The sequence below is a fragment of the Hugonella massiliensis genome (genome assembly GCA_001486445.1).
Taxonomy (GTDB): Bacteria; Actinomycetota; Coriobacteriia; order Coriobacteriales; family Eggerthellaceae; genus Hugonella; species Hugonella massiliensis.
Map to the genome: position 1 here is coordinate 127,323 of LN908984.1, position 26,699 is coordinate 154,021.

At 63.7% G+C, this 26,699-nt stretch carries 25 protein-coding genes; 22 read left to right on the forward strand and 3 right to left on the reverse strand.

Features of this window, described 5'->3' with window-relative positions; translation table 11 throughout:
- Positions 1-14: 14 nt before the first annotated feature.
- Both BN3270_RS01690 and rpmB read right to left on the reverse strand, forming a co-directional pair.
- Positions 15-662 (reverse strand): hypothetical protein, encoded by a 648-nt coding sequence (locus tag BN3270_RS01690; RefSeq protein WP_058985472.1) that lies wholly within the window; start codon positions 660-662, stop codon positions 15-17.
- 503 nt (positions 663-1,165) lie between these two features.
- The gene (gene rpmB / locus BN3270_RS01695; RefSeq protein ID WP_058985473.1) at positions 1,166-1,357 is read right to left on the reverse strand and encodes a 50S ribosomal protein L28; all 192 of its coding nucleotides are present in this window, start codon (positions 1,355-1,357) and stop codon (positions 1,166-1,168) included.
- Positions 1,358-1,760: 403 nt separating this feature from the next.
- Between rpmB and BN3270_RS01700 the strand changes: the two genes are divergently transcribed.
- From BN3270_RS01700 to ppdK, 22 genes are all read left to right on the forward strand, one after another.
- The gene (locus tag BN3270_RS01700) at positions 1,761-2,108 is read left to right on the forward strand and encodes an Asp23/Gls24 family envelope stress response protein (protein ID WP_058985474.1); all 348 of its coding nucleotides are present in this window, start codon (positions 1,761-1,763) and stop codon (positions 2,106-2,108) included.
- Between the two features lie 46 nt (positions 2,109-2,154).
- Positions 2,155-3,786, forward strand: a complete 1,632-nt coding sequence (locus tag BN3270_RS01705) for a DAK2 domain-containing protein (protein ID WP_058985475.1) — start codon at positions 2,155-2,157, stop codon at positions 3,784-3,786.
- A gap of 12 nt (positions 3,787-3,798) precedes the next feature.
- Entirely contained in the window at positions 3,799-6,009 is a 2,211-nt protein-coding gene (locus BN3270_RS01710) for an ATP-dependent DNA helicase RecG (protein ID WP_271711871.1), read from the forward strand.
- A gap of 2 nt (positions 6,010-6,011) precedes the next feature.
- Positions 6,012-6,587: a 16S rRNA (guanine(966)-N(2))-methyltransferase RsmD gene (gene rsmD, locus BN3270_RS01715; RefSeq protein WP_058985477.1), complete on the forward strand. Its 576-nt coding sequence runs from the start codon at positions 6,012-6,014 to the stop codon at positions 6,585-6,587.
- Positions 6,584-7,090 carry a pantetheine-phosphate adenylyltransferase gene (gene coaD, locus BN3270_RS01720; protein WP_058985478.1) on the forward strand — a complete coding sequence of 169 codons (507 nt, stop codon included), beginning with the start codon at positions 6,584-6,586 and terminating at the stop codon, positions 7,088-7,090. The genes rsmD and coaD overlap by 4 nt, the downstream gene beginning before the upstream one ends.
- 166 nt (positions 7,091-7,256) lie before the next feature.
- The gene (locus BN3270_RS01725; protein WP_058985479.1) at positions 7,257-7,745 is read left to right on the forward strand and encodes an ATP synthase subunit B family protein; all 489 of its coding nucleotides are present in this window, start codon (positions 7,257-7,259) and stop codon (positions 7,743-7,745) included.
- 9 nt (positions 7,746-7,754) lie between these two features.
- Complete coding sequence (locus BN3270_RS01730; RefSeq protein WP_058985480.1) at positions 7,755-8,333, forward strand: YceD family protein; 579 nt, start codon at positions 7,755-7,757, stop codon at positions 8,331-8,333.
- Between the two features lie 178 nt (positions 8,334-8,511).
- Positions 8,512-8,691: a 50S ribosomal protein L32 gene (gene rpmF / locus BN3270_RS01735; protein ID WP_058985481.1), complete on the forward strand. Its 180-nt coding sequence runs from the start codon at positions 8,512-8,514 to the stop codon at positions 8,689-8,691.
- Between the two features lie 111 nt (positions 8,692-8,802).
- Positions 8,803-9,801: a phosphate acyltransferase PlsX gene (gene plsX, locus BN3270_RS01740; RefSeq protein ID WP_058985482.1), complete on the forward strand. Its 999-nt coding sequence runs from the start codon at positions 8,803-8,805 to the stop codon at positions 9,799-9,801.
- Between the two features lie 135 nt (positions 9,802-9,936).
- The gene (gene rnc / locus BN3270_RS01745; RefSeq protein WP_058985500.1) at positions 9,937-10,782 is read left to right on the forward strand and encodes a ribonuclease III; all 846 of its coding nucleotides are present in this window, start codon (positions 9,937-9,939) and stop codon (positions 10,780-10,782) included.
- A gap of 3 nt (positions 10,783-10,785) precedes the next feature.
- Entirely contained in the window at positions 10,786-14,313 is a 3,528-nt protein-coding gene (smc, locus tag BN3270_RS01750; protein WP_058985483.1) for a chromosome segregation protein SMC, read from the forward strand.
- Positions 14,314-14,316: 3 nt separating this feature from the next.
- A complete protein-coding gene (gene ftsY, locus BN3270_RS01755) occupies positions 14,317-15,591 on the forward strand; it encodes a signal recognition particle-docking protein FtsY (RefSeq protein ID WP_271711872.1) in 1,275 nt (424 codons plus the stop codon).
- 2 nt (positions 15,592-15,593) lie between these two features.
- The gene (gene ffh / locus BN3270_RS01760; protein ID WP_058985484.1) at positions 15,594-17,009 is read left to right on the forward strand and encodes a signal recognition particle protein; all 1,416 of its coding nucleotides are present in this window, start codon (positions 15,594-15,596) and stop codon (positions 17,007-17,009) included.
- A 197-nt stretch (positions 17,010-17,206) separates the two neighbouring features.
- Positions 17,207-17,452: a 30S ribosomal protein S16 gene (rpsP, locus tag BN3270_RS01765; protein ID WP_058985485.1), complete on the forward strand. Its 246-nt coding sequence runs from the start codon at positions 17,207-17,209 to the stop codon at positions 17,450-17,452.
- Positions 17,453-17,457: 5 nt separating this feature from the next.
- Positions 17,458-17,712, forward strand: a complete 255-nt coding sequence (locus BN3270_RS01770; protein ID WP_058985486.1) for a KH domain-containing protein — start codon at positions 17,458-17,460, stop codon at positions 17,710-17,712.
- Positions 17,713-17,833: 121 nt separating this feature from the next.
- Complete coding sequence (locus BN3270_RS01775) at positions 17,834-18,259, forward strand: ribosome maturation factor RimM (protein ID WP_148335449.1); 426 nt, start codon at positions 17,834-17,836, stop codon at positions 18,257-18,259.
- A gap of 1 nt (position 18,260) precedes the next feature.
- A complete protein-coding gene (gene trmD / locus BN3270_RS01780) occupies positions 18,261-19,004 on the forward strand; it encodes a tRNA (guanosine(37)-N1)-methyltransferase TrmD (RefSeq protein WP_058985488.1) in 744 nt (247 codons plus the stop codon).
- A gap of 61 nt (positions 19,005-19,065) precedes the next feature.
- The gene (gene lepB, locus BN3270_RS01785; RefSeq protein ID WP_058985489.1) at positions 19,066-19,620 is read left to right on the forward strand and encodes a signal peptidase I; all 555 of its coding nucleotides are present in this window, start codon (positions 19,066-19,068) and stop codon (positions 19,618-19,620) included.
- An 83-nt stretch (positions 19,621-19,703) separates the two neighbouring features.
- Positions 19,704-20,630 (forward strand): glycine--tRNA ligase subunit alpha, encoded by a 927-nt coding sequence (gene glyQ, locus BN3270_RS01790; protein ID WP_058985501.1) that lies wholly within the window; start codon positions 19,704-19,706, stop codon positions 20,628-20,630.
- A 1-nt stretch (position 20,631) separates the two neighbouring features.
- Positions 20,632-22,749, forward strand: a complete 2,118-nt coding sequence (glyS, locus tag BN3270_RS01795; protein WP_058985490.1) for a glycine--tRNA ligase subunit beta — start codon at positions 20,632-20,634, stop codon at positions 22,747-22,749.
- A gap of 129 nt (positions 22,750-22,878) precedes the next feature.
- Positions 22,879-23,769 carry a pyruvate, water dikinase regulatory protein gene (locus BN3270_RS01800; RefSeq protein ID WP_058985491.1) on the forward strand — a complete coding sequence of 297 codons (891 nt, stop codon included), beginning with the start codon at positions 22,879-22,881 and terminating at the stop codon, positions 23,767-23,769.
- Between the two features lie 46 nt (positions 23,770-23,815).
- On the forward strand, positions 23,816-26,530 hold the full coding sequence (gene ppdK / locus BN3270_RS01805; RefSeq protein WP_058985492.1) for a pyruvate, phosphate dikinase: 2,715 nt from the start codon (positions 23,816-23,818) through the stop codon (positions 26,528-26,530).
- 79 nt (positions 26,531-26,609) lie between these two features.
- Here the strand turns inward: ppdK and BN3270_RS09410 are convergent.
- A partial coding sequence (locus BN3270_RS09410) for an IS3 family transposase (protein WP_148335450.1) occupies positions 26,610-26,699 on the reverse strand: 90 nt, incomplete at its 5' end.

A 26,699-nucleotide genomic window follows, 5' to 3' on the forward strand; every position in this document is an offset into this window, starting at 1 on the left:
GGGTGTGTTGAAGGCTAGGCCAGCGAGTCGGTGTAGGTCTGGATGGCCTGGATCGTGGAGATCGTGTCGTTGATGTCGGCCTTGGCCAACACGGCCTTGCCCAGTTCGTTGCCCATGTCGATCGTGACCGTGCCGTCACCGTTGCTCGCGATGCCGAAGGTCAGGGTGTTGCCGGTGACCTGGTCGGTAACGGTGATCAGGTTCTCGCCGTTCTGCTGGGTCATGGTGGCCGGGCCCATGAAGCTCACGTTAGCGGCATTGTTGGCGTCGACGAAGAAGATGCCGACCTGGGAGTTGTCCTGGTTGGCGATCCAGAAGACGGCTTCGCCGGCTTCGGAAACGCCTGCGTAAGCCTCGGTGATCGAAGCGGCGTCAATCGAGTAGCTGCGCGTGGTGCCGGCGGAGCTTGAAGAGCTCGGCGTGCTCGCGGTGGTCGAAGAGGTGCTAGCGCTCGTGGAGCTCGAAGAGCTGCTAGCGCTCGTGGAGCTCGAAGAGCTGGAAGACGTGGAAGTCGACGAGCTTGAAGGGGCGGCCGCCGAAGACGAGGACGAGCTCGACGTGTCGGAGTCGGAGCCGCCGCAGGCGGTCAGCGTGGCGGCCGGCAGGCCCAGAGCCAGAACGAGGGCGAATGCCATGGTGAGGTTCTTGTGCTTGGTCTTCATGATGATCAGGTCCTTTCCCTAGAATCGTTTGGTACGCGGTCCTTGCGATGGTTAGAGAATACGACCCACCCGATACGCGGGGCATCATCCCGAAGTATGAGGAGACCATGTCCTCCTCTGAGCTGTGTACGGTCTTTGGAGATACGTCTGAGTCGAGGATAGATGCAAGGAATAGACGGAAGTATGAGAAGGACCTGAGGCGAAGGCCAACCCATGGCTCTGTCCTCGGCTGAAATTAAGGCGACGCGGGTTGTTGGGGAGACCGCCCCGGTCGAATGCGGCGGACGGCATCCCGGTTGGCCGCCGCGCTCTGTCTCCGCAGCGGGGCCGCCCGTCGATCTCCTCGCTCAGGAGGCACAGATTGCGCGAAGTGCAGTTGATTTCGCCCGCCACTGGCTTTTGCGGGACGCGGCCGTCGCCTGGTGGGGTGGCTGCCTACGAGCCTGGGCAATAAAAAGCCCGCCTCCGAAGAGGCGGGCTGTCAAACTCTTGAAAGGAGCTCTTTATGCGCGGGTGACCTTGCCAGCCTTGAGGCACTTGGTGCACACGTTGGCCTTGCGCACGCGGCCGTTGGCTTCCTTGATGGTCATCTTCTGCACGTTGGGACGGAACCAACGGTTGGTTACGCGATGAGAGTGGCTGATGCTACGACCAGCAACCGGTGCCTTACCGCAGATTTCGCAAACCTTGGACATTCAAATCACTCCAGACTGTATGTTTTTGGCCTACCCGCGTAGGCATGCATCACAAAAAGCCTTCGTAATATAGCACGAGGCGGAAGGCGGGGGAAAGGAAATTCTCCCGGGCATGCAGAGCGGTTCACACTATCTACGCATAATAACACGCCACCGGGTGTGTCCACAACGAAGGGTGCGTGACTCCATCCGTGCGCCTTCGCGGCAATCCCTGCGGTCTTCCATGCGGACGGGTGGTTCTTCTTTTGCCCTCAGGCACCTCGTTTTCCCGCTCCCCTTCGGCCAATATGGAGAAGTGCTCGAGCGTGGGCGGGGGCGGGTGGGGACGAACCGTATGCGGTATACTAAGCTGCTGAAATCATTCCGACCTTCATGCTTTCCGACATCCGTGAAAGGAAGACTAATGGCAGACTCTATTCCCGGCGATCTGCATGTCGCCAACGATGTGCTCTCCGATCTGGTAGGCAACGCTGCGATGAACGTCTACGGCGTCGTGGGCATGTCGGCCCCCAACGCAGCCGACGGCATCGCCAAGCTGCTGCCCGCTTCCCGCTTGCGTCGTGGCGTGGTCGTCGACACGAACGAAGACGGCGTGCATGTCGACCTTTATGTAATCATCGAATACGGCACCAACATCAACACGGTGTCCCAGAACCTCGTCGAGTCGGTTACGTTCGCGCTCACGCATTACGCACAGGTCCCGCTTTCCGGCGTGGACGTCCACGTTCAGGGCGTCAAGGTCCGCAAGTAGGATTCGTGCGGCCCCATCGGGCCCTTCAAGGAGAGACTCACCAACCATGGCAGATACCTATTCGATTACCGACATCCTTAACGCTATCGCGGTTGCCGGAAAAACGCTCGACCAGCGCAAGGACGAAGTCAACCGTCTGAACGTCTTCCCGGTCCCCGACGGCGACACGGGTACCAACATGTCGCTCACCATCAAGATGGTGTGCGATAACCTGGCCGCCCTGCCCGCCGACGCGCCCCGCGCCGACATTCGCAAGGCCATCACCACGGGTGCCCTCATGGGCGCGCGCGGCAATTCCGGCGTGATCACGTCGCAGATTCTGCGCGGCCTGTGCGAAGGCGCCGCCCAATCCGACGAGCTCACCGTCGCCAGCGTCGACAAGGCCTTCGACGCTGCCGTCACCACCGCCTTCCAGGCCGTGCGCAAGCCGGTCGAGGGCACGATTCTCACCGTCCTGCGCGACACGGCCGCCGCTGCCCACAAGGCCAACAAGAAGAAGATGGAGTTCGACGAAGCCCTCACCTTCATCGTGTCGGAATCCTACGCGTCGGTGCAGCGCACGCCCGATCTGCTGCCTGTGCTCAAGGAAAACAACGTCGTCGACGCCGGCGGCTTCGGTTTGGCCATCCTCGTCGACAGCTTCGTCGCCGCCCTGCTCGGTCACGAGAAGACGGTGGGCGCCGACCTGTCCATCGGCAAGGGCGAACCCAAGGTCGAAATCGAGCACATCAACGACTGGGAAGGTTCCCGCTACACCTACTGCAACGAGTTCCTCGTCGATTCCGACACCCTCAACAAGGAAGAGGCGCTCGACTTCCTGCAGACCATGGGCGACTGCGAGCTGTGCGTGGGCGAGAACCCCAAGTTCAAGGTGCACGTGCATTCCAACCACCCCGACCAGGTCCTCAAGTACTTCCTCGACCGCGGCCAGATCTTCGAAGTCTTCATCCACAACATGAAGCTCCAGGCCGAAGACCGCAACGCCAAGCTCGAAGCCGAACACGAGCGCGAGCACAAGCACATCGGCTTCGTGGCCGTCGCGGCGGGCGAGGGCAACGCCAAGATCCTCGAGAGCCTGGGCGTCGACTACGTCGTGTCCGGCGGGCAGACCATGAACCCGTCGACGAAAGACCTGCTTGACGCGGTCAATGCGCTCAACTGCGATGCCGCCATCATCCTGCCCAACAACTCCAACATCATCATGGCCGCCCAGAGCGCGGCGCAGGTATCCGAAAAGGTGCCTGTCGGCGTGGTGCCCACCAAGAGCGTGCCCGCGGCCTTTTCCGCCCTCTTCGCCGCCGACCAGGACGCGACGCTCGAAGAGAACGTCGAAGCCATGACCGAAGCGCTCGAAGACGTGAAGACCGGCGAGGTCACCACGGCCATCAAAGATGCCAAGGATGCGCACGGCAACCCCATCAAGGACGGCGACACGATCGGCATCGCCGACGGCTCGATTGAAGAGGTGGGCTCTTCGGTAGACGAGGTCACGCTCGCCCTGCTGGCCGACATGGGCGTCGAGGACGCCGACACGCTCACGATCCTGGCCGGCGCCGACCTGCCTCAGGACGCTTTCGACGCCCTCGTCGAAAAGATCGAGGCTACCTATGACGACGTCGAGGTCGACCCCCATCGCGGCGACCAGCCCCTGTACCCGATCGTCTTCTCCCTCGAGTAGGCTTGCCGGGGCGTGACGGCCGTACATAACACATCGGCGCGCAAGGCGGCGGGGACTTCGGTGCCCAGCCGCCTTGCTGCTACCTTGGCGCTCGACAAACCCGTGCAGAGCGTCAAGGCCATCTCGGGCGCGCGCCAGGCGTCGTTTGCGAAACTGGGCATCAAGACGGTGCGCGATTTGGTGACCCATTTCCCGCGTCGCTACATCGACATGTCGCGCGTGACTACCGCTGCCGACGCGCAGATCAACGACACCTGCACGGTCGTGGGCAACGTCTACGACATCAAGCTCAAGCAGACGCGCAAGAAGTGGCTTTCCATCGTGGAAATCACCCTTGTCGACCAGACGGGCGCCCTTATGATCACCTGCTTCCGCCAGCCCTGGCTCATGGACCACGTGCACAAGGGCGACTGGCTTCAGGCTTCGGGTAAGGTCGAGTTCAACTACGGGTTTAAGCGGATGACCAACCCCTATCTGGAAGCCGTCGATCCCTCCTCTCCCAACGGGGGCGTGATTCTGGCGGTGCACCCCGCGAGCGAGAAGGTGCCCGCCAAGCTCATGCGCACCCTGGTGGGCAATGCCCTCGATGCGGTCTGCGGGCTCGACGACCCCCTGCCTGCCCGTCTGCGCATCCGCTACGATTTCTACAGCCGGGGGAGCGCCCTGCGCTGCATCCACTTCCCCCATACGATGGACGAGGCTGCCCAAGCCCGTCGTCGACTCACCTACGAAGAGGTCCTTCTGCTCGAGCTTCACCTGATGCTCGCAGCCGAAAAGCGGGGCAGTGGCGGCGAGCCCTGTGCCCACACGGTCGACGGGCCGCATGTGGCCGCTCTCGAAGCGGCGCTGCCCTTCAGCCTTACCGACGAACAGGCCCGCGCCCGCGACGAGATCTTCGCCGCGATGGCCGCGCCTCGTCCCGCCAACCACCTGCTCTTGGGCGACGTGGGCACGGGCAAGACGGCTGTGGCCGCCTTCGGCCTGGCTGCGGCGGCCGACTCCGGCGGTCAGGCCCTCATGATGGCCCCGACTGAAGTGCTCGCCCAGCAGTACGCGCGCAAGCTGGGGCCCTTGCTCGATGCGGCGGGCGTCAGCTGGGCCCTGCTTACCGGCACGACCGACATGTCCGCCCGCACCCGGATCTGTGCGGGGCTTGCCGACGGAAGCCTGTCGGTTCTTTTCGGCACCCATGCCCTGCTCGAGCCCGACGTGCGCCCCGCCCGTTGCACCTTTGTCGTGATCGACGAGCAGCAGCGTTTCGGCGTGGCGCAACGGGAAAAGCTCGTGGCCAAGGGAGCCTGCGCCGACGTCCTCGCCATGACGGCGACGCCCATCCCGCGCTCGCTTGCCCTGGCCCTTTACGGCGATATGACCCTGTCCTACCTACACCATCGGCCGCTCGAGCGCCAGCCCACCGCGACGCACGTCTTTCCCTTCGCCCAGCGCGGGGCCGCCTACGAGCTCGTGCGCAACGAGCTCGAGGCCGGTCGCCAAGCCTACGTGGTCTGCCCTCTGGTGGGCACGGCGGCGCCCAAGCCCAAGAAGGCCGACAAGGGCGCTTCCGACGACGACTACGCCTACGCCAACATCGCCATCGAGGATGCCGGGGATATGGCGGCGGGGGGCGACGCTCGTGCGGCTATCGACGAGGCCCGCTTCCTGCAGGCCAAAATATTCCCCGGCTTCGAAGTGGGAGTCCTTCACGGCAAGATGAAGGCCGAAGAAAAACGGGAGGTCATGGACCGTTTCGTGTCCGGGGAGGTCCGCGTGCTCGTGGCCACGACGGTGATCGAAGTGGGCGTCGACGTGCCCAATGCGACCGCCATGGTCGTCGAGGACGCCGACCGCTTCGGCTTGGCCCAGCTCCACCAGCTGCGGGGCCGCGTGGGCCGCGGCGAACATCCGGGCGTCGTCTGCCTTGTGTCAGCGAGCAAGGCGCCGGCCGCCCTGGAGCGCCTTGCGGCCATGGAACGCACCAACGACGGCTTCGAGCTCGCCGAATTCGACCTCTCCCTGCGGCGGGAGGGCGACATCCTGGGCAACCGCCAGTCGGGCGCCTCGGTGCTGAAACTCGTCAACGTCGTGCGCGACAAAGACGTCATCGAGGCGGCGCACGGGGATGCCCGGCGCCTGCTCGAAGGCGACCCGAACCTGTCCGACCCAGCGCATCAGGCGCTTCGATACGAAATGGTCCGCATGTTCGGGCCGCTTGAGGGGGAATAGCCATGCGCGTGATCGCCGGCCTCTACCGGGGACGCACCCTTGTGGCGCCCAAGGGGCGCACGACCCGACCCACGACCGACCGCGTGCGCGAGTCGCTCATGAGCACGATATCCTCGGCGCGCGGCGGCTTCGAAGGCGCGATCGTCCTCGATGCCTTCGCGGGCAGCGGGGCGCTCGGCGTGGAATCGCTTTCGCGCGGGGCCCGCTTCGCCTGCCTGTGCGACCGAGACCGCGCCGCTTTGGAAGCCCTTGCCCGCAACACCTCCTTCGTGGAGCGGGGGAGGGCGCGCGTGCAGCGCGTCGACGTTGCCAAGCGGCTGCCCGCCGCTGGTCCGGCGCCCTACGACCTGGTCTATCTCGACCCGCCCTACGCCCTGCGCGCCGCAGACGTGGCCGACCTGCTTGGGCGCCTGGCTGCGGCGGGGCTGGTCGACGGGGGCGCCCTCGTCGTCTACGAACACGACGACAGTCAAGATCCCCTCGCCGAAGGCTCCTTCGATGGGCTACACTTGTGCCCATTGACCAGAAAGACCTACGGCGACACCGTCGTCGATTTGTTCGAAGGGAACCTCAAGTGAAACGCGCGCTCGTACCGGGAACGTTCGATCCAATCACCGAAGGGCATCTCGACATCGTGCGTCGTGCGGCGCAGATCTTCGATGAGGTGATCATCGCCGTCGCCGCTTCGCCTACCAAAAACGGGCACGGGCGGCTCTTTACCCAGGAAGAGCGCGTGGCCATGGCCGAGGTGTCGGTTGCCGACCTAGCCAACGTCCGCGTCGAGCCCTTCGACGACCTGTTGGTGAACTTCGCCCGCAAGATGGACGCGAACGTGCTGGTGAAGGGCCTGCGCGCCATCACCGACTTCGAATACGAGTTCCAGATGACTGCGATGAACTACGAAATCGAGCCTTCCATCGAAACGGTCTTCATCATGTCGCCGCCCAACTATATGTACCTGTCGTCTTCGATCGTGCGCGAGATCGCCAGCTACGGAGGCCCCTTCAAGCAGTTCGTCTCGAAGCCCGTCTTCCACGCTCTCTGCGAGAAGTTTTCCCTCGACGAGGACACGCAGGCCTAGGCGACGGGCAACCGTTCGTCGTCCTGCGGGGCGGTGCCCGCGACATGTGATATTGTTCTGTACGCATGCATTTTTGCATGCCCTCTAAAGGCGCATGCTAAAATACTCTTTTGTTTGGATTCGTATCGCAGCAATTGCGCGCTCTGCTTATTTGGGAAGGACTCACATGGACGAAACGGGAGTTTTGGGGTTGATCGAGGAGCTTTCGATCCTTCTTGAAGATTCGAAGCCCGCCTTCGGTCGCAATAGCAACATCCGTCAGGTCGACGTGGCTGCCGCCTTCGAAATCATCGACGACATCCGCGACGCGTTCCCCAGCGAGTTCGCTCAGTCCCGCCAGATCGTGCGCGAGCGCCAGAGCCTGCTCGACGACGCCGAGGCCGAAGCAGACCGCATGATCGAAGACGCGCGCAACCAGGCGCTTACCATTGCGAGCGAGCAGGAAATCGTCCGCATTTCCCAGCAGCAGGCCGATCAGATCATGGCCGATGCGCGCGAGCTCGAGCGCGAAACCCGCGCCGGCGCCGAAGATTACGCCGACGAAGTGTTCGGCCATGTCGAGCAGAGCCTCGATTCGCTGTTGGCCAATGTCCGCCGCTGCCGCGACCGTTTGAACTCGAGCGCGAGCAACGCCGGCGGCCCCGCGTCCCGCTAGGCTGCCGCCATGTCCGCCCTGCGCATCGAGATCCCCGATCGTCTGCTGGCTCCCGCGGAGTGCGAGACCTTCACGGGTACGATCGACCTGCCCGAATTCGACGCCAAACCCGACACCTACCGGTTCGCCGACCCGCTTGCGTGGAGCGTCACGGTGTCGAACACCGGGGACGCCCTGGTGGTCGACGGGCACGTGAAGGGGGTGGGCACTACGTCGTGCGCCCGCTGCCTCGACGACTTCGACCTCGACATCGACGGCCATGTAGAAGGCTATTATCTGCTTCCCGAAGCGGAAGAGCCCGAAGACCGCGACGAAGACGACTACGATCGCCTGTCCGAAGACCATGTCATCGACCTCGAGCCTCTTATCGAGGCGGCCATTTTAGTAGACGTGCCGCTCGTGCCCCTGTGCCGCGAGGACTGCAAGGGCCTCTGCCCCGATTGCGGGGCCAACCTCAACCGCGAGACCTGCGACTGTGCCGCCAAGCGCGCTCAAGAGCGCGCGAGCTTCGAGGACGCCGCCAATCCCTTTGCGGTTCTGAAGGACCTCGATTTCGGCGACGGTGGGGAAGACGTCCAAGGCCGATAGGCTCTTTGGGCCTATAGATGCGCCCGGGAGCGTGATACACAGGCACCTGGGCCTGCGCGTATGAAGTATCGGTGGATACGTCTTGCGCCCTTTGCGCGACTTCGTTAATATAATTCGTCGCGTGTTCATGTGGAACTTCAGCGTGGAGCGATTCCCGCTGTACACAAAGGAGATACAAATGGCAGTACCTAAACAAAAGATGGGGCGCATCCGCACCCATAACCGTCGTTCCGCTAACGACAAGATCGCCGCCCCCGCCCGTTCCGTGTGCCCCCAGTGCGGCGAAGTGAAGCTTCCGCACCGCGTGTGCCCGAACTGCGGCTATTACCGCGACCGCGAGGTCATCGAAACCGCGTAGGTGGCTGCCTTTATGTGAAGCGAATCCCCTGTGCCGCCGTGCGGCGCGGGGGATTTTTTTTGATGGGGGGCACGCCGCGTGACGACGGGCCCCAGCTGAAAGGAAACTGACGTGAGTGAAACGGTGACCATTGCCGTCGACGCAATCGGGGGAGACGCCGGCGCGTCGGTCGTCCTGCCCGGCGTCGAAGCCGCGCTTGCCGCAGACACCGACCTTGCGGTCCTGCTCTGCGGCCCTGCCGACGTGGTCGAACCCTTCGCTGCCGCGCACGACCGCTGCGAGGCGGTCGTCTGCACCGAAGAGATCGCCATGGGCGAGCATCCCGCCCAGGCGGTGCGCAAGAAGAAGGACTCCTCGATCGTCGTGGGCTGCCGCAAGGTTAAGGAAGGCGCTGCCGACGGCTTCTTTTCGGCCGGTTCGACGGGTGCCGTCATGAGCGCCGGTACGCTCATGATCGGCCGCATCCGCGGGGTCAAGCGCCCGGCCCTCTGCACCGTCCTTCCCGCGCCCAGCCAGAAGGTCCTCTTGTGCGACTGCGGCGCAAACGCCGACTGCAAGCCCGAATACCTTCTGCAGTTCGGTCAGATGGCCTCAATTTACGCCGAAAAGGTCATGGGCATCGCCCAACCGCGCGTGGCCCTGCTCAATATCGGGTCGGAAGAGGCCAAGGGTTCGGCCCTTGCCCAGGAAGCACATGCCCTGCTCGCCGCGCACCTGCCCACCTTCGTCGGCAACGGGGAGGGCACCGACGTGCTTTCGGGTCGTTTCGACGTCTTCGTTGCCGATGGCTTCACGGGCAACGTGTGCTTGAAGACCATCGAGGGCACGGCCGGCGCCCTCATGGGCGCTCTGAAGGGCGTCTTCAAAAAGAATGCGCTCACCATGCTCGCCGCCGCCTTGGTCAAGGGTGGTCTTTCCGGCCTGAAGCAGTCGCTTTCGGCCGATTCGGTGGGGGCGGCGCCCCTGCTCGGCGTGAAGGGCGCCTGCACGGTAGGCCATGGGTCGTCGAACGAAACCGCCATCAAGAACGGCGTGCTCACGACGGCGGCGATTGCCCGCGCCCACGTTTCTGATTTAATCGCGCAAGAGGTTCAGCCTAAAAGCGCTTAGAGTACCATGTACCGATAAGGTGCGTTCAGTCGCCGGCGCGGGTTTCGCCTGCGTCGGCGCTTGTTGCAAAGGAGGGAAGCAGAAGTGGATTCGGTCTCACAGGGAGAACAGCGCGAAAAGCTCGACCGAGCGCAGATGATTCTGGGCTACCGCTTCAAGCAGGAGAGATATCTGCTTTCCGCTATCACCCATCCGTCCGCCGTCGAGGGGAAGCCCGTCAAGTATTCCTACGAACGGCTCGAGTTTCTGGGTGACAGCATTTTGGGCGCCGTCGTGGCAGACGCCGCCTTTCACCGGTTCCCCGAAATCGACGAAGGCGGGCTCACCCGCATCAAGGTGGCGCTCGTGTCCGGCGAAACGCTTTCCAAGGTGGCCAATGAGCTCGGCTTCGCCGATTTCATCATCTTCGGCAGCTCCGAGCGGGGCACGGGCCGTCGCGGCCTGCATTCCGCGCTCGAAAACGTCTACGAAGCGGTGGTAGCCGCCCTCTATCTGGACAGCGGCATGGACACGGTGCGCGAGTTCATCGCTCGCACCCTGCTCGATTACATGGACATCAACATGGCCAAAGAGCCCGAAAATCCCAAGAGTGTCCTGCAGGAGCGCTTGCAGGAAGACGGGATCACGCCCACCTACAAGCTCATCGAAACCCAAGGGCCCCCGCACGACCGTACCTTCGTCACCCAGGTCTTTGCCGGCGTGAAGGCGCTCGCCCGCGGGGTGGGCCGCACCAAGAAGGAATCCGAAAGCCATGCGGCCCGCACGGCCCTCACCCTGCTTTCCAGCGAAGACGAGGCGTCGGGCATGAGCGAAAAAGAACTCAAGCGCCAGCGCAAGGCCCGGGCCAAGGCGCGCAAAGCACAAGAGCGTGCGGAAGCCAAGGCCGAAAAGGCTGCCGACAAGGCCGAAAAGGCAGCGGAACGCGCCCGTCAGACCAAGCCTGCGGAAGACGATGCGGCTTCCGATGCGGAGCGGCGGTAGCGCGTGTACCTGAAGTCTCTCGTCCTGAAGGGGTTCAAATCCTTCGCCGACCGCAGCGTGCTCACCTTCGAGCCGGGCATCACGGCGGTGGTGGGGCCCAACGGGTCGGGAAAATCGAATATTTCCGATTCGGTCCTGTGGGTCTTGGGCGAACGCAACGCCAAGAACCTCCGCGGCCAGTCTATGGAAGACGTGATCTTCGCTGGGTCGAGTGCGCGCAAGGCCGTGAGCGTAGCCGAAGTCGAACTCGTGCTCGACAATTCCGACGGCACCTTGCCCGTCGATTACGCGGAGGTCTCGATCGGTCGGCGTATGTACCGTTCGGGCGAAAGCGAGTACCTGATCAACGGGGTTGTGGCCCGCCGCATGGACGTGCTCGACATCCTGCACGATTCGGGTTTGGGAACCGGTACCCATTCGATCATCTCCCAGGGCCACCTGGCGTCTATTCTCGCCAGCAAGCCCGAAGACCGGCGCGCCCTCATAGAAGAGGCGGCCGGCGTCCTCAAGCACAAGCAGCGCAAGGCCAAAAGCGAGCGCAAGCTCGAGCGGATGGACGACCATCTGGCCCGCGTGCGCGACGTCGTGGCCGAAGTACAGCGACAGGTGAAACCCCTCGAGCGCAAGGCCAAGCGCGCCCTTGCCTACAAGGAGGTTTCGGCTCAGCTCGCCGAAATCGATCTTGCCCTTGCCGTCGACGACCTGCGGTCCCTGCAGGAGAAATGGGACGGCGTCATCGAAGCCGAATCGAAGCTCGTGGGCCAGACCCAGGAGCTTCATTCCTCGATTGCCCATAGCGAGTCTCAATCGGAAGCTCTGCAGAAGAAGCTCCAAGCCGCCACCGAAGCTGCCGGCAAGACCTCCGACCTCTATCGCCGCGCCCAGGCGGCCTCCGACAAGCTCGACTCCCTGGTCCTCCTCTTGCACGAAAAGAAGCGGTCGGCCCAAACCTACGTAACCGATCTGGAGCTGCGCGTGCAGGCTGACGAGGCTGCGGCGGCTGACCTGGACGCCCGTCGCGCCGAGGCCAAGAAGGCTGCCGATGAAGCGGCAACGGCGCGCGAAGCGGCCGACAAACGCTTCTCTGACGCCCGCGAGCGCACGCGCGACCTGCAGGAACAACGGCGCGGTTTGCAGTCGAAGCTCGACGAGGCCACCCGCGCCCGTCGCGATGCGCTGGCCCAGCTCGAGGCCGTACGCGCCAAGCAGGCCCGCACCCGCGAGATCCTGGCGAGCAATCGCGCGCAGGAAAAGCTCATCGGCACCCATGCGGCCGAACTGGAAGAGCGCCTTTCCGCCGCTCGGTCGACGGCTGAAGAAGCTGCGATAGGTGCGCAGAAGGCGGTCGCCGCGGTCGATACGGCCAAAGAGGCCGATACGCGCGTACGTGCGCGCGTGGGCGAGGCCGTAGCCGAACGCGACCGTCTGCGCGCTGCCGTCGATGCCGCCCGCGAAACCCGTGCGGCCGCCACCGCGGAAGTGCGCTCGCTCGAAGCCGCTCGCCGCGCGCGTACGGCTGCAAACCCCTTGCTGGCCTCTTCCGTGAAGGCAGCGGGGGAGTCCGCCCGCGCCCTGGCCGACGTCATCGATGCCACCCCCGAGCTGTCGGCGCTCATTTCGGTCCTGCTTGGATCCGATCTGGACGCCCTGGTCGTCCCGGCCGACCGCATCGACGCGTGCGCCGCCCGGGCTGCCGCGGCGCCTGAAGCGGGAGCGGTCCTCTTCGTGCCGACCGACGCGCGTGCGTTGACGGTGCCGGCAGGCGTTGGCGCCCGACGTTTGGTCGACGAGATTTCCTATCCCGCATCCGCTGCCGCGGCGGTGGAGTCCCTGCTGGGCAACGTGGTCGTGTGCGATGAGCCCTCCGAGGCCCGCGCCCTCGCGGCGGGCAACCCGGGCGTGTGTGCCGTGACGGCTGCGGGGGCCATCGCCCGCGAGAGCGGGTCCTTGGCGGTCGTGCGTCCGTCGAGCGACGCCGTCGACGCAATCGCCGAGCATCGCAAGCTCGAAGAGGCGCGCGCCCGGGCGAAAGAGGCCGAAGACGCCCTTGCCCAGGCGCAAGCCCAGGCAGCAGAAGCCGAAGCCGCCCTGCGTGACGCCCAGGCGGCAAGCCTCGACGCTTCCCAGGCCCTTGCGCAGAAGAAGGGCGATGCAAACGCGGCGCGGTCGCGGGCCCAGAGCACCCAGCAGGCGCTTGCGGCCTTGGAACGCGAGCAGCGTGCGATCGAGGCCCAACGCGAGGCCGCCCGCAAGGCGCTCGAGAAGGCCGAGCCCGACGCGGCAGCCCTCGATGCCCGCGAGAAGGAGCTGGCCGACACCGTCGAAGGCGCAAAGGCCGACATCGATGATCTGCGCGAAGCCCTGTCCCCCCTGCGGGTCAAGGTCGACGAAGCCCAAAACGAGCTTGCCGAAGCCAAGCTTGCCGCTGCCACGGCGAAAGAGCGCACCGACTACTCGGCCCGTATGCTCATCACCCGCGAGCAAGACGTGCGAGCCTCGCGCGATGCCCGCGCCAAGGCCAAGGCCAACATCGCCCGAAAAAAGGCGGCGGCCGAGCGCATCGATCCCCTCATCGCCCTCTTCGAGCGCCTCGCCGGCGCCGCCCATCGCCGCACCGAACTTCTGGAAGACCGGTCTGCCCGGTCGCAGGCGGTTTCCGCCGACCTGCACGAGCAGATCAACGCGGTTCGCTCGCAGACGCGGGACGCCCACGAGGCCTTCGATGCCGCCAACGGACAGCTGGCCAACGTGCGCGTCGAGAAGGGCCGGCTCGAAATGCAGGTGCAGGCGGCCGTGAAGGCGATCACCGAAGACTGCGACACCCCGATCGAAGTCGCCCAGGAACTGCCCCGTCTCGAGGAACGCGCTCCCCTGCAGGACCAGGCCGACAAGCTCCGTCGCCGCATCAAGAACATGGGGACCATCAACCCCGATGCGGCGGACGAGTACCGCGAGCTCAAGGCGCGCTATGATTACCTACAGGCCCAGCTCGACGACATGGTGGCGGCCCGGCGGTCGCTTTCGAAGATCGTGCGCGTGATCGACGCCCGCATGAAGGACGATTTCGTGCAGACGTTCTCACAGGTCAACGAAAACTTCCAAACCATTTTCCGCCTGCTCTTCCCCGGCGGATCGGGCTCGCTCGAGCTCGTCGATCCCGAAGACCCCGAAAACACCGGCATCGAGGTCAACGCCCAGCCGCGCGGCAAGCGCGTCCTGAAGATGTCGCTTCTTTCGGGCGGCGAGAAATCGCTCGTGGCGCTCGCTTTGCTCTTCGCGGTCTACAAGACGCGGTCGACCCCCTTCTACATCCTCGATGAGATCGAGGCTGCCCTCGATGACACCAACCTGCGTCGTCTTCTTGCCTATCTCGATTCGATTCGAGAGGACACGCAGTTCATCATGATCACCCACCAGCGCCGTACGATGGAGATGGCCGACGTCCTGTACGGCATCTCCATGCAGTCCGACGGCGTGACCAAGGTAATGAGTCAGCGCTTGGACCAGGCGCTGCGCCATGCGGAAGGATAACCGATGTTCGAACGAGTAAAGGCGGGCATGTCCCGCACGCGCACGCGTTTCACCGAGCGCATGAACATGCTTCTCGACCGCGGCCCCGATGTCGACGACGACTTCTGGGACGGGCTCGAAGAGGCCCTCATCCTGGCAGATGTGGGTGCGCCCGCTGCCCTGCATATCGTGGAAACCATGCGGGAGGAAGCCACGCGCAAGGCCCTGCCCGACGCCTATGCGGTCATGGACGCCTTGGCCGACCAGATTGCCAGCGAGTTCACGATGGCCGATGTGAACCTCTTCGACGAGAACCCGGTCCTCGTGCTCTTCGTGGGCATCAACGGGGCGGGCAAGACCACTACGGTGGGCAAGATCGCCTACGAACAGCATGCCAAGGGGCGCAACGTCCTTCTGGGCAGCGCCGACACCTTCCGCGCCGCGGCCATCGAACAGCTTGAGGAATGGGGGCGTCGCGCCGACGTGGAAATCGTCGAGCGCGAGCGCGGGGCAGATCCGGCAAGCGTGTGCTACGACGCGATCGAGCGCGCCGAAGCCAAGGGTTCCGACCTGGTCCTCATCGACACGGCCGGCCGCCTGCATACCTCCGACGACCTCATGCGCGAACTGCAGAAAGTGGTCAACGTGGTCCGCAAGCGTTCCCAGATGCCGGTGAAGACCGTCCTCGTCATCGACGCGACCACGGGCCAGAACGGCCTGTCGCAGGCCCGCAAGTTCGACGAGGCGCTCGATTTGGACGGCCTTATCGTGACCAAGCTCGACGGTACGGCCAAGGGCGGCATCGCGCTGGCGGTGTCGCACGAACTGGGCCTGCCGATCGCTAAGATCGGGGTGGGGGAGCACCTGGAAGACCTTCAGGATTTCGACGCCCACGATTTCGCCGCTGCTCTTATTGGGGCCGAGCCGGAGGGCGACGAGGATGAAAATGCGCGCCCTGCGGAACCTGAAGCCGCGCCTGTTCCGGAACCGGAAGCCGAGGCCGAATCGAGGGCCGATACGGAAGCGTTCGATGGGATCGATGTCGAAGACCGAGGGTCTGCACCGACGCCCGAAGAGGCCGCATCCGCCGCTTGGCCGGCGTCTGTCGCGGAGGGCGAGGTTTCGTCACCCGCAGACGAAGAGGCGCCTGCTGGCGATGAGACGCGCGTCGACGACGAGCCCACCGACGAAGCGCCCGCCGACGAAGACGGGGAGCCCGCCGACGAGGCGGCCGAGGAAGAGCCCCAGAAGAAGGGCCGTATCCGCCGCCTGTTCAAGTGGCGCGGAAGGAAGGAATAAGCATGCTCGACAATCTTTCCGATCGACTGCAACACATCTTCGGGGGCCTGCGCAGCAAGGGCAAGCTCACTGAAGACGACATCAACGCCGCCATGCGCGAGATCCGTATGGCCCTGCTCGAAGCCGACGTCAACTACAAGGTGGTCAAGGACTTCACCAAGCGCACCAAGGAGCGCTGCCTGACCGCCGATGTGCTCGAGTCGCTCACGCCGGCCCAGAACGTCGTCAAGGTCGTGCTCGACGAGCTCACCCACCTCTTGGGCGATGCCGATTCCAAGCTCGTCCTGTCGAGCCGCATGCCCAACGTGATCATGCTCGTGGGCCTGCAGGGCGCCGGCAAGACCACGGCGGCGGCCAAACTCGCCTACCTCTTGAAGAGCAAGAACCATTCGCCCCTGCTCGTCGCCTGCGACGTCTACCGCCCCGCAGCCGCCGACCAGCTCGAAACGCTCGGCAACGAGATCGGCGTGCGCGTCTACCGCAGCGATTCTAAAGACCCGGTGGCCATCGCCAAGGCGGGCGTGCAGGACGCCATCGACCACCTGCGCGACGTCGTGATCGTCGACACGGCCGGTCGCCTGCACGTTGACGATACGATGATGGACGAAGCGGCCAATATCAAGGCCGCCGTCAAGCCCGACCAGGTCCTTATGGTCGTCGATGCCATGACCGGCCAGGACGTCGTCAACGTTGCGGCCGCCTTCGCCGAAAAGGTCGACTTCGACGGCGTGATCATGTCGAAGATGGACGGCGACGCCCGTGGCGGCGGTGCGCTTTCGATCCGCGAGGTCACCGGCAAGCCCATCAAGTTCATCTCGTCGGGAGAAAAGCCCGATTCGCTCGAGGAGTTCCATCCCGACCGCATGGCCAAGCGCATCTTGGGCATGGGCGACGTGGTGAGCCTTATCGAAACGGCGTCAAAGCTGCAGGAAGAGAAGCTCGAGCAAGAGCAGACCGAGCGCATGCTCAAGGCCCAGCTCAATCTGAACGACTTCTTGGAAATGAACAAGCGCGTCCACAAGATCGGCGGCGTGCAGAAGCTCGTGTCGGCCCTGCCCGGCGGCGACAAGGCGCTCGCCCAGGGCCAGGTCGACACGTCGGCCCTCGACCGCATGGAGGTCATCATCCATTCGATGACGGCCGAAGAGCGCGTGCATCCCGAAGTGCTCAACGGCAGCCGCCGCGCGCGCATCGCCCGCGGCGCCGGCGTCACGGTCACCGACGTCAACCAGCTCATCAAGAAGTTCAACGAAACCAAGAAGATGCTCAAACAGGTCATGCCCGCCCTAGGCGGCGGCAAGGGGGGCGGCAAGAAGCGCGGCAAGCAGCGCAAGCGCCGTCGCGGCCTTCCCGGCATGCAGGGCATGAACATGGATGACATGAAGAAGCTTCAGCAGATGCTCGACGACCAGAAATAGACGTTCCTTGAAGGTCTCTTGTCGGCGAAGACGCTTCGGTCTGCCTGCGTCATACTGTAGGGTATGAGGCTGAGTGGCCTAATGTGAGCGTTTCGCGTGAGCGCTTGCGTTCGCATGCTGTTGGCATTACACTTTTGAATCGCTGTTTTTAAGGGAGTTCGGCTTCCTGGTATATTGGATTAAAGGAGTTCACCTCTATGGCAACCAAGATTCGCCTCGCCCGCCATGGCGCTAAAAAGGCACCGTACTATCGCGTCGTCGTCATCGACGAGCGCGCCGCTCGCAACAGCAAGCCCATCGAGGAAGTCGGCCGTTACAATCCCTGCGTCGATCCTTCCATGATCGATCTCGACCTGACCAAGATCGACGAGTGGCTGTCCAAGGGCGCCCAGCCTACCGACACCGTCCGTTGCCTCATCGAAACGGCCCGTAAGGAAGCTTAAGGCCCATGCCTGAATCCACGTTGGATATCGCCGGCCTCGTCCGCACGCTTGTTGAGCCGATTATCGAACACGAAGAGGACCTTGACGTCGTCCAGTCTGAAAACGAAGACGGCGACATTCTCGTCGAGGTACGTGTCAACGATGAGGACACCGGTAAGGTCATCGGCCGTCAGGGCCGTGTGATCAAGGCCGTCCGCACGCTTGCCCGTGCTTCGGCCACGCGTGACAACGTTCATGTCGACGTAGAAATCGTTGAGTAACATGAGCGATTGGGCCCGGGTTGCGCGTATCACAAAAACCAGGAACCTTGAAGGGAGCCTCGTTCTGCGATCGGTAGACGGGCTCCCTTTTCTTCTGTCGCCCCAGATGAAAGTGCGTTTCGTGCCGCCTACCTTGCGCGGTCCCTTCGGCGGTGCCGTTGCCTCGGTGCGCGAATTCCGCGAAGGCTCCTTCGAAGTCGCTTTCGACAGCGTGTGCGACGTGCGCACGGCCGAAACGCTCGTCGGGTCATATTGCCTCGTCCGCAAGGCCGACCTGCCCGACATCGACCGTTTGGAAGAGCCGGCCACTCTGGTGGGTTGGCGGGTCGTCGATGATGAGTGGGGCGATTTAGGCACGGTGGCCGACGTCGACGAAACCTCTCTGCAGGCGCGCCTTGTGGTGCGCGGAGTGGATGGAGAGGTGCTCATCCCCCTGGTCGACGCCTTCGTGGCCGATTTTAGCGAGGCTGACCACACCATTTCGGTTCATATCCCCCAGGGCCTGCTCGACCTGGCGCGTAGCAACGCGCATGAGGCGGGGGAGTAACGTGCGCATCGAAACCCTTTCCACCTTTCCCGATATGTACGCATCGGTGATGGGCGCTTCGATGATGCGCATTGCACAAGACAAGGGCGCGCTTGATTTCTGCGCCTATGACCTGCGCGATTGGACGCACGACCGCCATCGCACGACCGACGACGAACCCTACGGGGGCGGCCAGGGGCTCGTGATGAAGTGCGCGCCCATCTTCGAAGCCTACGACGACATCGCCGCGCGCTTTCCCCAACGGCCCCACACGGTCTTCCTTGCGCCCACGGGCACGCCCTTCACCGAAGCCCATGCCCAGCGCCTCGCCTGCGAAGACCGCCTTCTGTTCGTGTGCGGCCACTACGAGGGCATCGACGAGCGTGCCTACACCCTGGCGGACAGCTGCTTTTCCATTGGCGACTACGTCCTTACGAGCGGCGAGCTGGCGAGCATGGTGATCATCGACGCCGTCGTGCGCCTGTTGCCCGGTGTGTTGGGGGACGACGCAAGTGCCGTCGACGAAAGCTTCCACGACAACCTGCTCGAATACCCCCAGTACACGCGCCCGGCCGAATACCGCGGCATGGCGGTGCCCGACGTTTTGCGCTCGGGCGACCATGCCAAGGTCGATCGCTGGCGTCGCGAGCAAAGCTTGGCCCGTACGGCTGCCCGTCGCCCCGACTTGCTCGAGGACGCTTGTCTTGATTCCGCCGACCGCGCGTTTCTAGATTCTTTACGCGCGCCTCGCGACCCGCGCGCCTAAAGCGGTATCATGGGCGCTTGTGCGGGATGCGCCGCACGTTGTCGTTCGTGAAAGGGAAACCATGGCTCAGCAGGACCAAGTGAAGCGCTCGCATGGCTTTCTGCGCCTGGTGCTCATGGTCGTCGTGGTCCTTGCCTGCGTGTGGGGCCTGCGCACCTTCGTGATCGCCCCTTACGAAATCCCGTCGGGTTCGATGGAAACCACGATCATGACGGGGGACCGCATCTTTTCCGAGAAGATCACCTACTACACGCGCGACATCCAGGCGGGCGATATCGTGACCTTCGACGATCCCATCAATCCGGGGCGCACCCTGATCAAGCGCGTGATCGCCACCGGCGGTCAGACGGTCGACTTGCGCGATGGGGTGGTCTATGTCGACGACGTGCCGTTGGCCGAATCCTATACGCATGGCTTGCCCAGCTACCCCCTTTCCGTCACGGCGGTCGACGTGAGCTTTCCCTATACGGTGCCCCAAGGCGACGTGTGGGTCATGGGCGACAACCGCACCAATTCGGCCGATTCGCGATCCTTTGGGGCGGTGCCGGTTGCCAACGTGACCGGCAAAGCCTGCGCAATCTACTGGCCCCTGAACCGCATCGGCGGTTTGTCATAGGCAATTCGGCGGGCTTTGGGCCCGCTGTTCGTTTTCGATGGGCGCCGAAGGGGCGCCCCGTTCAAGGAGGAGCATTGGAAGGCATGCAAGCTGCCCCCGGTAAGCTCGGCCAGGTGCCCAGCTTCCAGGACATCATCATGAACCTGCAGCATTTCTGGGCCTCGCAGGGTTGCGTCGTTCTGCAACCCTACGACAACGCGGTCGGCGCGGGTACCAACCACCCAGCCACCACGCTGCGCAGCTTGGGGCCCGGCACCTGGCGCACGGCCTACGTGCAGGGCTGCCGCCGTCCCACCGACGGCCGTTACGGCGAAAACCCCAACCGCCTGCAGTACTACTACCAGTTCCAGGTGCTCATGAAGCCCTCGCCCGACAACATCCAGGACCTCTATCTCGACAGCCTGCGTGCGATCGGCATCGAGCCCAACGAGCACGACGTCCGCTTCGTCGAAGACGACTGGGAAAGTCCCACGCTCGGTGCCTGGGGTCTGGGTTGGGAAGTGTGGCTCAACGGCATGGAAGTGACCCAGTTCACCTACTTCCAGCAGGTGGGCGGCTTCGAGTGCGATCCCGTGCCGGTCGAAGTGGCCTACGGTCTCGAACGCTTGACCATGTACATCCAGGGCGTCGACAGCGTCTACGACATCATCTGGGCGCGTGGCGACGACGGCGTGGAATTCACCTACGGCGACGTCTACCTTGAAAACGAGCGCGAGTTTTCGGCCTACAACTTCGAAATCGCCGACACCGACTTCCTCTTCAAGGCCTTCGACAAGTTCGAAGCCGAAGCCAAAGCCTGCCTCGACGCACACCTGGCCCTGCCGGCCTATGACTGGGTGCTCAAGTGCAACCACGCCTTCAACCTGCTCGACGCCCGCGGCGTGATTTCGGCCACCGAACGCATGGCTTACATCCTGCGCGTGCGCTCGATGGTGAAGAGCTGCTGCGCCGCCTACATGGAACACGTGGTGGGTATCGAGCCCGCCGCCGACGAAACGGAAGGGGAGTAGCATGGCCCAGACGCATACACTCGCATTCGAGGTCGGCGTCGAAGAAATTCCCGCCTTCGACTTGGATTCCGCTACCAAGCAGCTGCGCCAGATGGTGCCGGCAGCCTTCGACGACGCCCGCATTCCCTACGAATCGATCGAGGTGCTCTCTAGTCCCCGTCGCTTGATTGTGATGGCCTACGGCGTGGCCGACGAAACGCCCGCTTTGGAAGAGGAGTACCGGGGCCCGGCCGCCAAAGTGGCTTTCGACGCCGACGGCAACCCCACCAAGGCCGCCATCGGTTTCGCTCGCGGCAAGGGGCTTACGGTCGACGACCTCGAGCGTCGCGAGGTGAAGGGGGTCGACTACGTCTTCGCCACGAAGAGCATCTCCGCGCAGCCGGTCGCCGAGCTCCTTCCGCCGATTCTCTCGCAGTTCATCGTCGATTTGAAGTGGCCGCGCAGCCAGCGCTGGGCTTCGTATCGCGCGTACTTCGTGCGCCCTGTGCGCTGGATTGTCGCGATGCTTGACGACGTGGTGTTGCCCGTATCCTTCGCCGGCGCCGTGTCGGGCAAGGAGACCTGGGGCCATCGTGTGCTCGCCCCGGGCGCGCATGCGGTCGATACGGCTGCCCACCTGCTCGACGTGGTGCGCGCCGCCTACGTGGTGCCCAGCGAAGAGGAGCGCGAGGCGATCATTCGTGCCGGCGTCAAGAAGATCGAAGAGGAGACCGGCTTCACGGCCGAGCTGCCTGCGAAAACCCTGCTCGAAGTGGTGAATCTCTCCGAGTACCCCACGCCTTTGTGCGGCACCTTCGACGAGGAGTTCCTGCAGGTGCCCGAAGAGATCATCGTCGACGCCATGCTCATGCATCAGCGCTACTTCCCCCTCTACGACGGTAACCATAAGCTCACCAACCGCTTCATCATCGTGAGCAACGGCGACCCGGCATGTTCCGACACCATTCGCGACGGCAACGAGCGCGTCGTGCGCGCCCGCCTCGACGATGCCAAGTTCTTCTACGAAGAGGATCTGAAGAAGCCCCTCGAAGCCTATGTCGAAAAGCTCGACACGGTGGTCTTCCAGGAATCCCTGGGCACGGTGCGCGACAAGACTGCCCGCCTGGTCAAGCTCGCCGACCATCTGGGTCGCGATGCCGGCCTGTCGGAAACGGATGCCGCCGACCTGTCGCGCGCCTGCTATCTGTGCAAGGCCGACTTGGTCACCAACGCCGTGATCGAATTCACGAGCGTGCAGGGCATCATGGGGAGCTACTACGCCAAGGCCGCCGGCGAAACCGACCAGGTGGCCCAGGCCATCGGCCAGCACTACCAGCCGCGCTTCGCCGGCGACGACGCACCCGACACCCTGGTGGGCAAACTTACCGCCTTCGCCGACAAGCTCGACACCGTGTGCGGCCTGTTCAGCGTAGGGCAGGGGCCCACGGGTTCGAGCGACCCCTTCGCTCTGCGCCGCAGCGCCATCGGCATTGTCAACATGCTCGACGACGGTCTGCCCGTGTCCTTGGGGGCCGCGATCGATGTGGCGCTTGCAGCTTTGGCCGACCAGGGCGTTTCCTTCGACGCTGCGGCCGTGCGCGCCGAGGTCGTCGACTTCTTCGTCACCCGCACGAAGGTGATCCTGCGCGATGCCGGGGCGACCGCCGACGCGATTGACGCCGTGCTCGCCGCCGGGGTCGACGAGCCGGCCGTGATTTGCGCCCGCACGCGCGCGCTCGAAGCTGCGCGCGCCCAGATGCCCGAGGTCATGGTCGACCTTGCCACGGCTTTCGCGCGCGCCAACAATCTGCGCGACGCCAAGCTGGGCGAGGATACCGATGCGGCCTTGTTCGGCGCTGAAGAGAAAGCCCTTTCCGAGGCCGTCGACGTCGCCTGTGCCCGCGTGCCGCAGGCCCTCGAGATGGGCGACTATGCAGCGGCCCTCACCCAGCTCGCCGAGCTGCGCGGCCCGATCGACGCCTTCTTCGACGCGGTCATGATCATGGACGAAGACGAAGCGCTGCGCGCCAACCGCCTGCGTCTGCTCAACCGCTTCGTGGCCGTCTTCCGCGACGTGGCCGATTTCGGCAAGCTCGCGCCCGCCAAGGCCAAGGGCAAGGGGAAGAAAAAGAACAAGTAACGGTGACGCATTCGTAGCGTTTCGGGGCCGGCAGCCAAGCTGCCGGCCCCTTTGTTTTGGAAAGGAGTGCGCGGTGCTCTCGTGCCGCTCGGGGTATGATGGAGGCACCGTCAACGAGAGAGGAAGCGTATGGACGCGTTCACCCTTCGCGAGAACCAAACCTCCATCCCCACCATCCACGTGATCAGCGATTCGGTGGGGGCCACGGCGCAGGCGATTGCCCGCGCGGCGGCAAGCCAGTTCGGCGAGGCCGACCCCAACATCGAGCTGCTTTCGAACGTACGCAATTTCCAAATGGTCGAAAAGTTCCTGCTCGAGCAGCTCGAGACCCACGAAATGGTCTTCGGCGACCCCCGCATCGTGGTCTTCTACACGATCATCGACGACGACATCAAAACCCGTCTTCACAAGTTTCTCGTCGACCATCCCACCATTTACGCCGTCGACCTGCTCACCAAGGCAGTCGACGCCATTGCGCAGGTGTCGGGCATGGTTCCTATGGACGTGCCGGGCGAGCAGCATATCGTCAACGAGCGCTATTTCCATCGCATCGAGGCCATGGAATGGACCATCGCCCACGACGACGGCCGCAATCCCCAAGACCTTCCCAAGTCGGAAATCGTTCTGCTCGGCGTGTCGCGTTGCGGCAAAACGCCCACGTCGATTTACCTTGCCCAAGAGGGCTACCGGGTGTCCAACGTGCCGCTCGACCCGCAATCTACGCCGCCCAAAGAAATCTTCCAGGTCGATTCGACCCGACTTTTCGGCCTCATGACAACCGTCGACGTCCTCCGTCCCATCCGCAAACGCCGTTTGGGCAATGCTCTGGGAGTGGCCTCCGACTACGCCGATCCCGAAAAAATCGAGGAGGACCTAGAGAAATCGCGCGCCCTCATGCGCAAGCTCGGCTGCATTGTGGTGCACACCGAGAACCGAGCTGTTGAAGAAACGGCCCAGCAGATCTTGCGTTATTATGAAATGGCTCACCCACGAAAGGCCGGCAACGGTCGTCGTGGATAAATCTTTACGCAAAGATTTTGAACATAGTCGCGAATAAGGAGTAACAGTGACTGAAGAAGTGAAGCGCGTGTTCGCATTCGGCAAGGATGCGAATGGCAACAACGTGACGGAGGGTAACACCAACATGAAGCCCGTCCTGGGCGGCAAGGGTGCGAACCTGGCCGAAATGGCCAACATCGGCCTTCCGGTCCCTCCGGGATTCACTATTTCCTGCCAGACCTGCATGGAATACGCGAATGCCGGCAACGTGTGGCCCGAAGGCGTGCTCGATACCATCCACCAGTATCGTGAAGACCTGGAACAGCGCGTCGGCAAGAAGATCGGCGACCCCAAGGACCCGCTGCTCGTCTCCGTGCGTTCCGGCGCTCCCATGTCCATGCCGGGCATGATGGACACGGTTCTGAACCTTGGCTTGAACGACGAATCCATCAACGGCCTCATCGCGCAGACGCAGAACCCTCGTTTCGGCTGGGACTCCTACCGCCGTTTCATCCAGATGTTCTCGAACGTGGTCATGGGCCTCGACGGCGACCTGTTCGAAAACGCCATCAACGTCAAGAAGGCCCAGCGCGGCGTGAAGGACGACACCGACCTCACCGCCCAGGACCTGCAGGAGCTCGTTGAAGAGTTCAAGCGCATCTTCTCCGAAAACGTCGATCCCGACCAGTATCCCGACCTCGCTCGCGAAGGCGTGGCCGTCTTCCCGCAGGACCCGATGATCCAGCTCAAGCTGGCCATCGAGGCCGTCTTCGGCAGCTGGGACAACCCCCGTGCCGTCCTCTACCGTAAGAAGAACAAGATCGACGACAACATGGGCACGGCCGTCAACGTTCAGACCATGGTCTTCGGCAACATGGGCGACACGTCCGCCACGGGCGTGGCCTTCACCCGCAACCCCGCCAACGGCGACAAAGAATTCTACGGCGACTACCTGGTCAACGCCCAGGGCGAAGACGTCGTCTCCGGCATCCGCAACACGAGCCCCATCGCCGAGCTCAAGCATACCCCGGGCCTTGAAGAGGCCGGCAAGGAGCTCGAAGAGGTCTTCGTCATCCTCGAAAACCACTTCCACGACATGATGGACATCGAGTTCACCATCATGCAGGGCAAGCTCTACATGCTGCAGACCCGCGTGGGCAAGCGCACCGCCCAGGCCGCCCTGCACATCGCGATCGATATGGAAAAGGAAGGCCTCATCGACAAGAAGACGGCCGTCCAGCGCGTCGAGCCCGAACAGCTCGACCAGCTCCTGCACCCCCAGTTCGACAAGAACGCCACCTATGACGTGCTCTGCAAGGGCCTCAACGCTTCCCCGGGCGCTGCCGTGGGCGAAGTCGTCTTCTCTTCCGAAGCCGCCGTCAAGGCCGCCGAAGAAGGCCGCAAGACCGTGCTCGTGCGTTGGGAAACCACGCCCGACGACCTGGCCGGCATGATCGCCGCCGAAGGCATCCTGACGAGCCATGGCGGAAAGACGAGCCATGCGGCCGTTATCGCTCGCGGTATGGGCGCGCCTTGCGTCTGCGGCGCCGACGCCCTGCACATCGATGCCGACAAGAAGGAAGTTATCGTGGCCGGCACCGACGTCGTGCTGCACGAAGGCGACATGATTTCGCTCGACGGTTCCACCGGCGACGTCGTTCTGGGCGCCGTCGACCTGGTCCTGCCCGAACTCACGGGCGACCTCGACACGATTCTGTCCTGGGCCGACGACATTCGCGAGCTCGGCGTGCGTGCCAACGCCGACAACCCCGAAGACGCTCAGCTCGCCCGCGACTTCGGTGCCGAAGGCATCGGCCTGTGCCGCACCGAGCACATGTTCCTGGGCGACCGCAAGCAGATCATCCAGAAGTTCATCTTGAACGACGACGAAGAGATTCGCGCCGACTGCGTGGCTCAGCTGGGCGAACTGCAGAAGGGCGACTTCCTGGGCATGTTCAAGGCCATGGATGGCCTGCCCGTCATCGTTCGTTTGCTCGACCCGCCCCTGCACGAGTTCCTCGAAAGCCCCCGCGCGCTCGACGTGGAAATCGCCCACATGGAAGAGCAGGGCGCCCCGGCCGAGGAAATCGCCGCCAAGCGTCACCTCATGGAACAGGTCGACTCCTGGTCTGAGGCCAACCCCATGCTCGGCCTGCGCGGTTGCCGCCTGTCGATCGTCTTCCCGCAGCTCCCGAAGATGCAGGTGCGCGCCATCGCCGGCGCCGCTGCCGAACTTAAGAAGCAGGGTCTCAACCCCCAGCCCGAAATCATGATTCCGCTCGTCGCCTTCGAAAGCGAAATCGAAACGCTGCGCGCCACGGCCGAAGAGGTCGTCGCCGAAGTGGCCAAGGAAGAGGGCGTCGAGCTCAACATCAAGATCGGCACCATGATCGAGCTGCCGCGCGCTGCCGTGATCGCCGACAAGATTGCCGCTCATGCCGACTTCTTCTCCTTCGGCACCAACGACCTCACGCAGACCACGCTGGGCTTCTCGCGCGACGATGCCGAAGCCAAGTTCCTGCCGGCCTACCTTGAGCAGCACCTGCTCAAGCGCAACCCCTTCGCGACCGTCGACGACGGCGTGGCCGAACTGGTGAAGATGGGCTGCGAGAAGGGCAAGGCTGCCAACCCCGCACTGGTGTGCGGCGTCTGCGGCGAGCATGGTGGCGACCCCGAGTCCATCATGAAGTTCGCCAAGATCGGTCCCGACTACGTGAGCTGCTCGCCCTACCGCGTGCCGCTCGCACGTCTGGCTGCCGCTCAGGCCGCCCTGGCCAAATAAGCCTCTCGCTTCGCGCGTATGGGAAAGGGGCCGCAAGCGTCATGAACTGCGTCCCAAAACTTGGACGGCCAAATAGAGACTAAGCCACATTCAGGGACTGATTCCGGAACTCCTCCGGGGTCAGTCCCTTCAGTTTAACTTGCCGCCTTCTCGTGTTCCAGTGGATGAC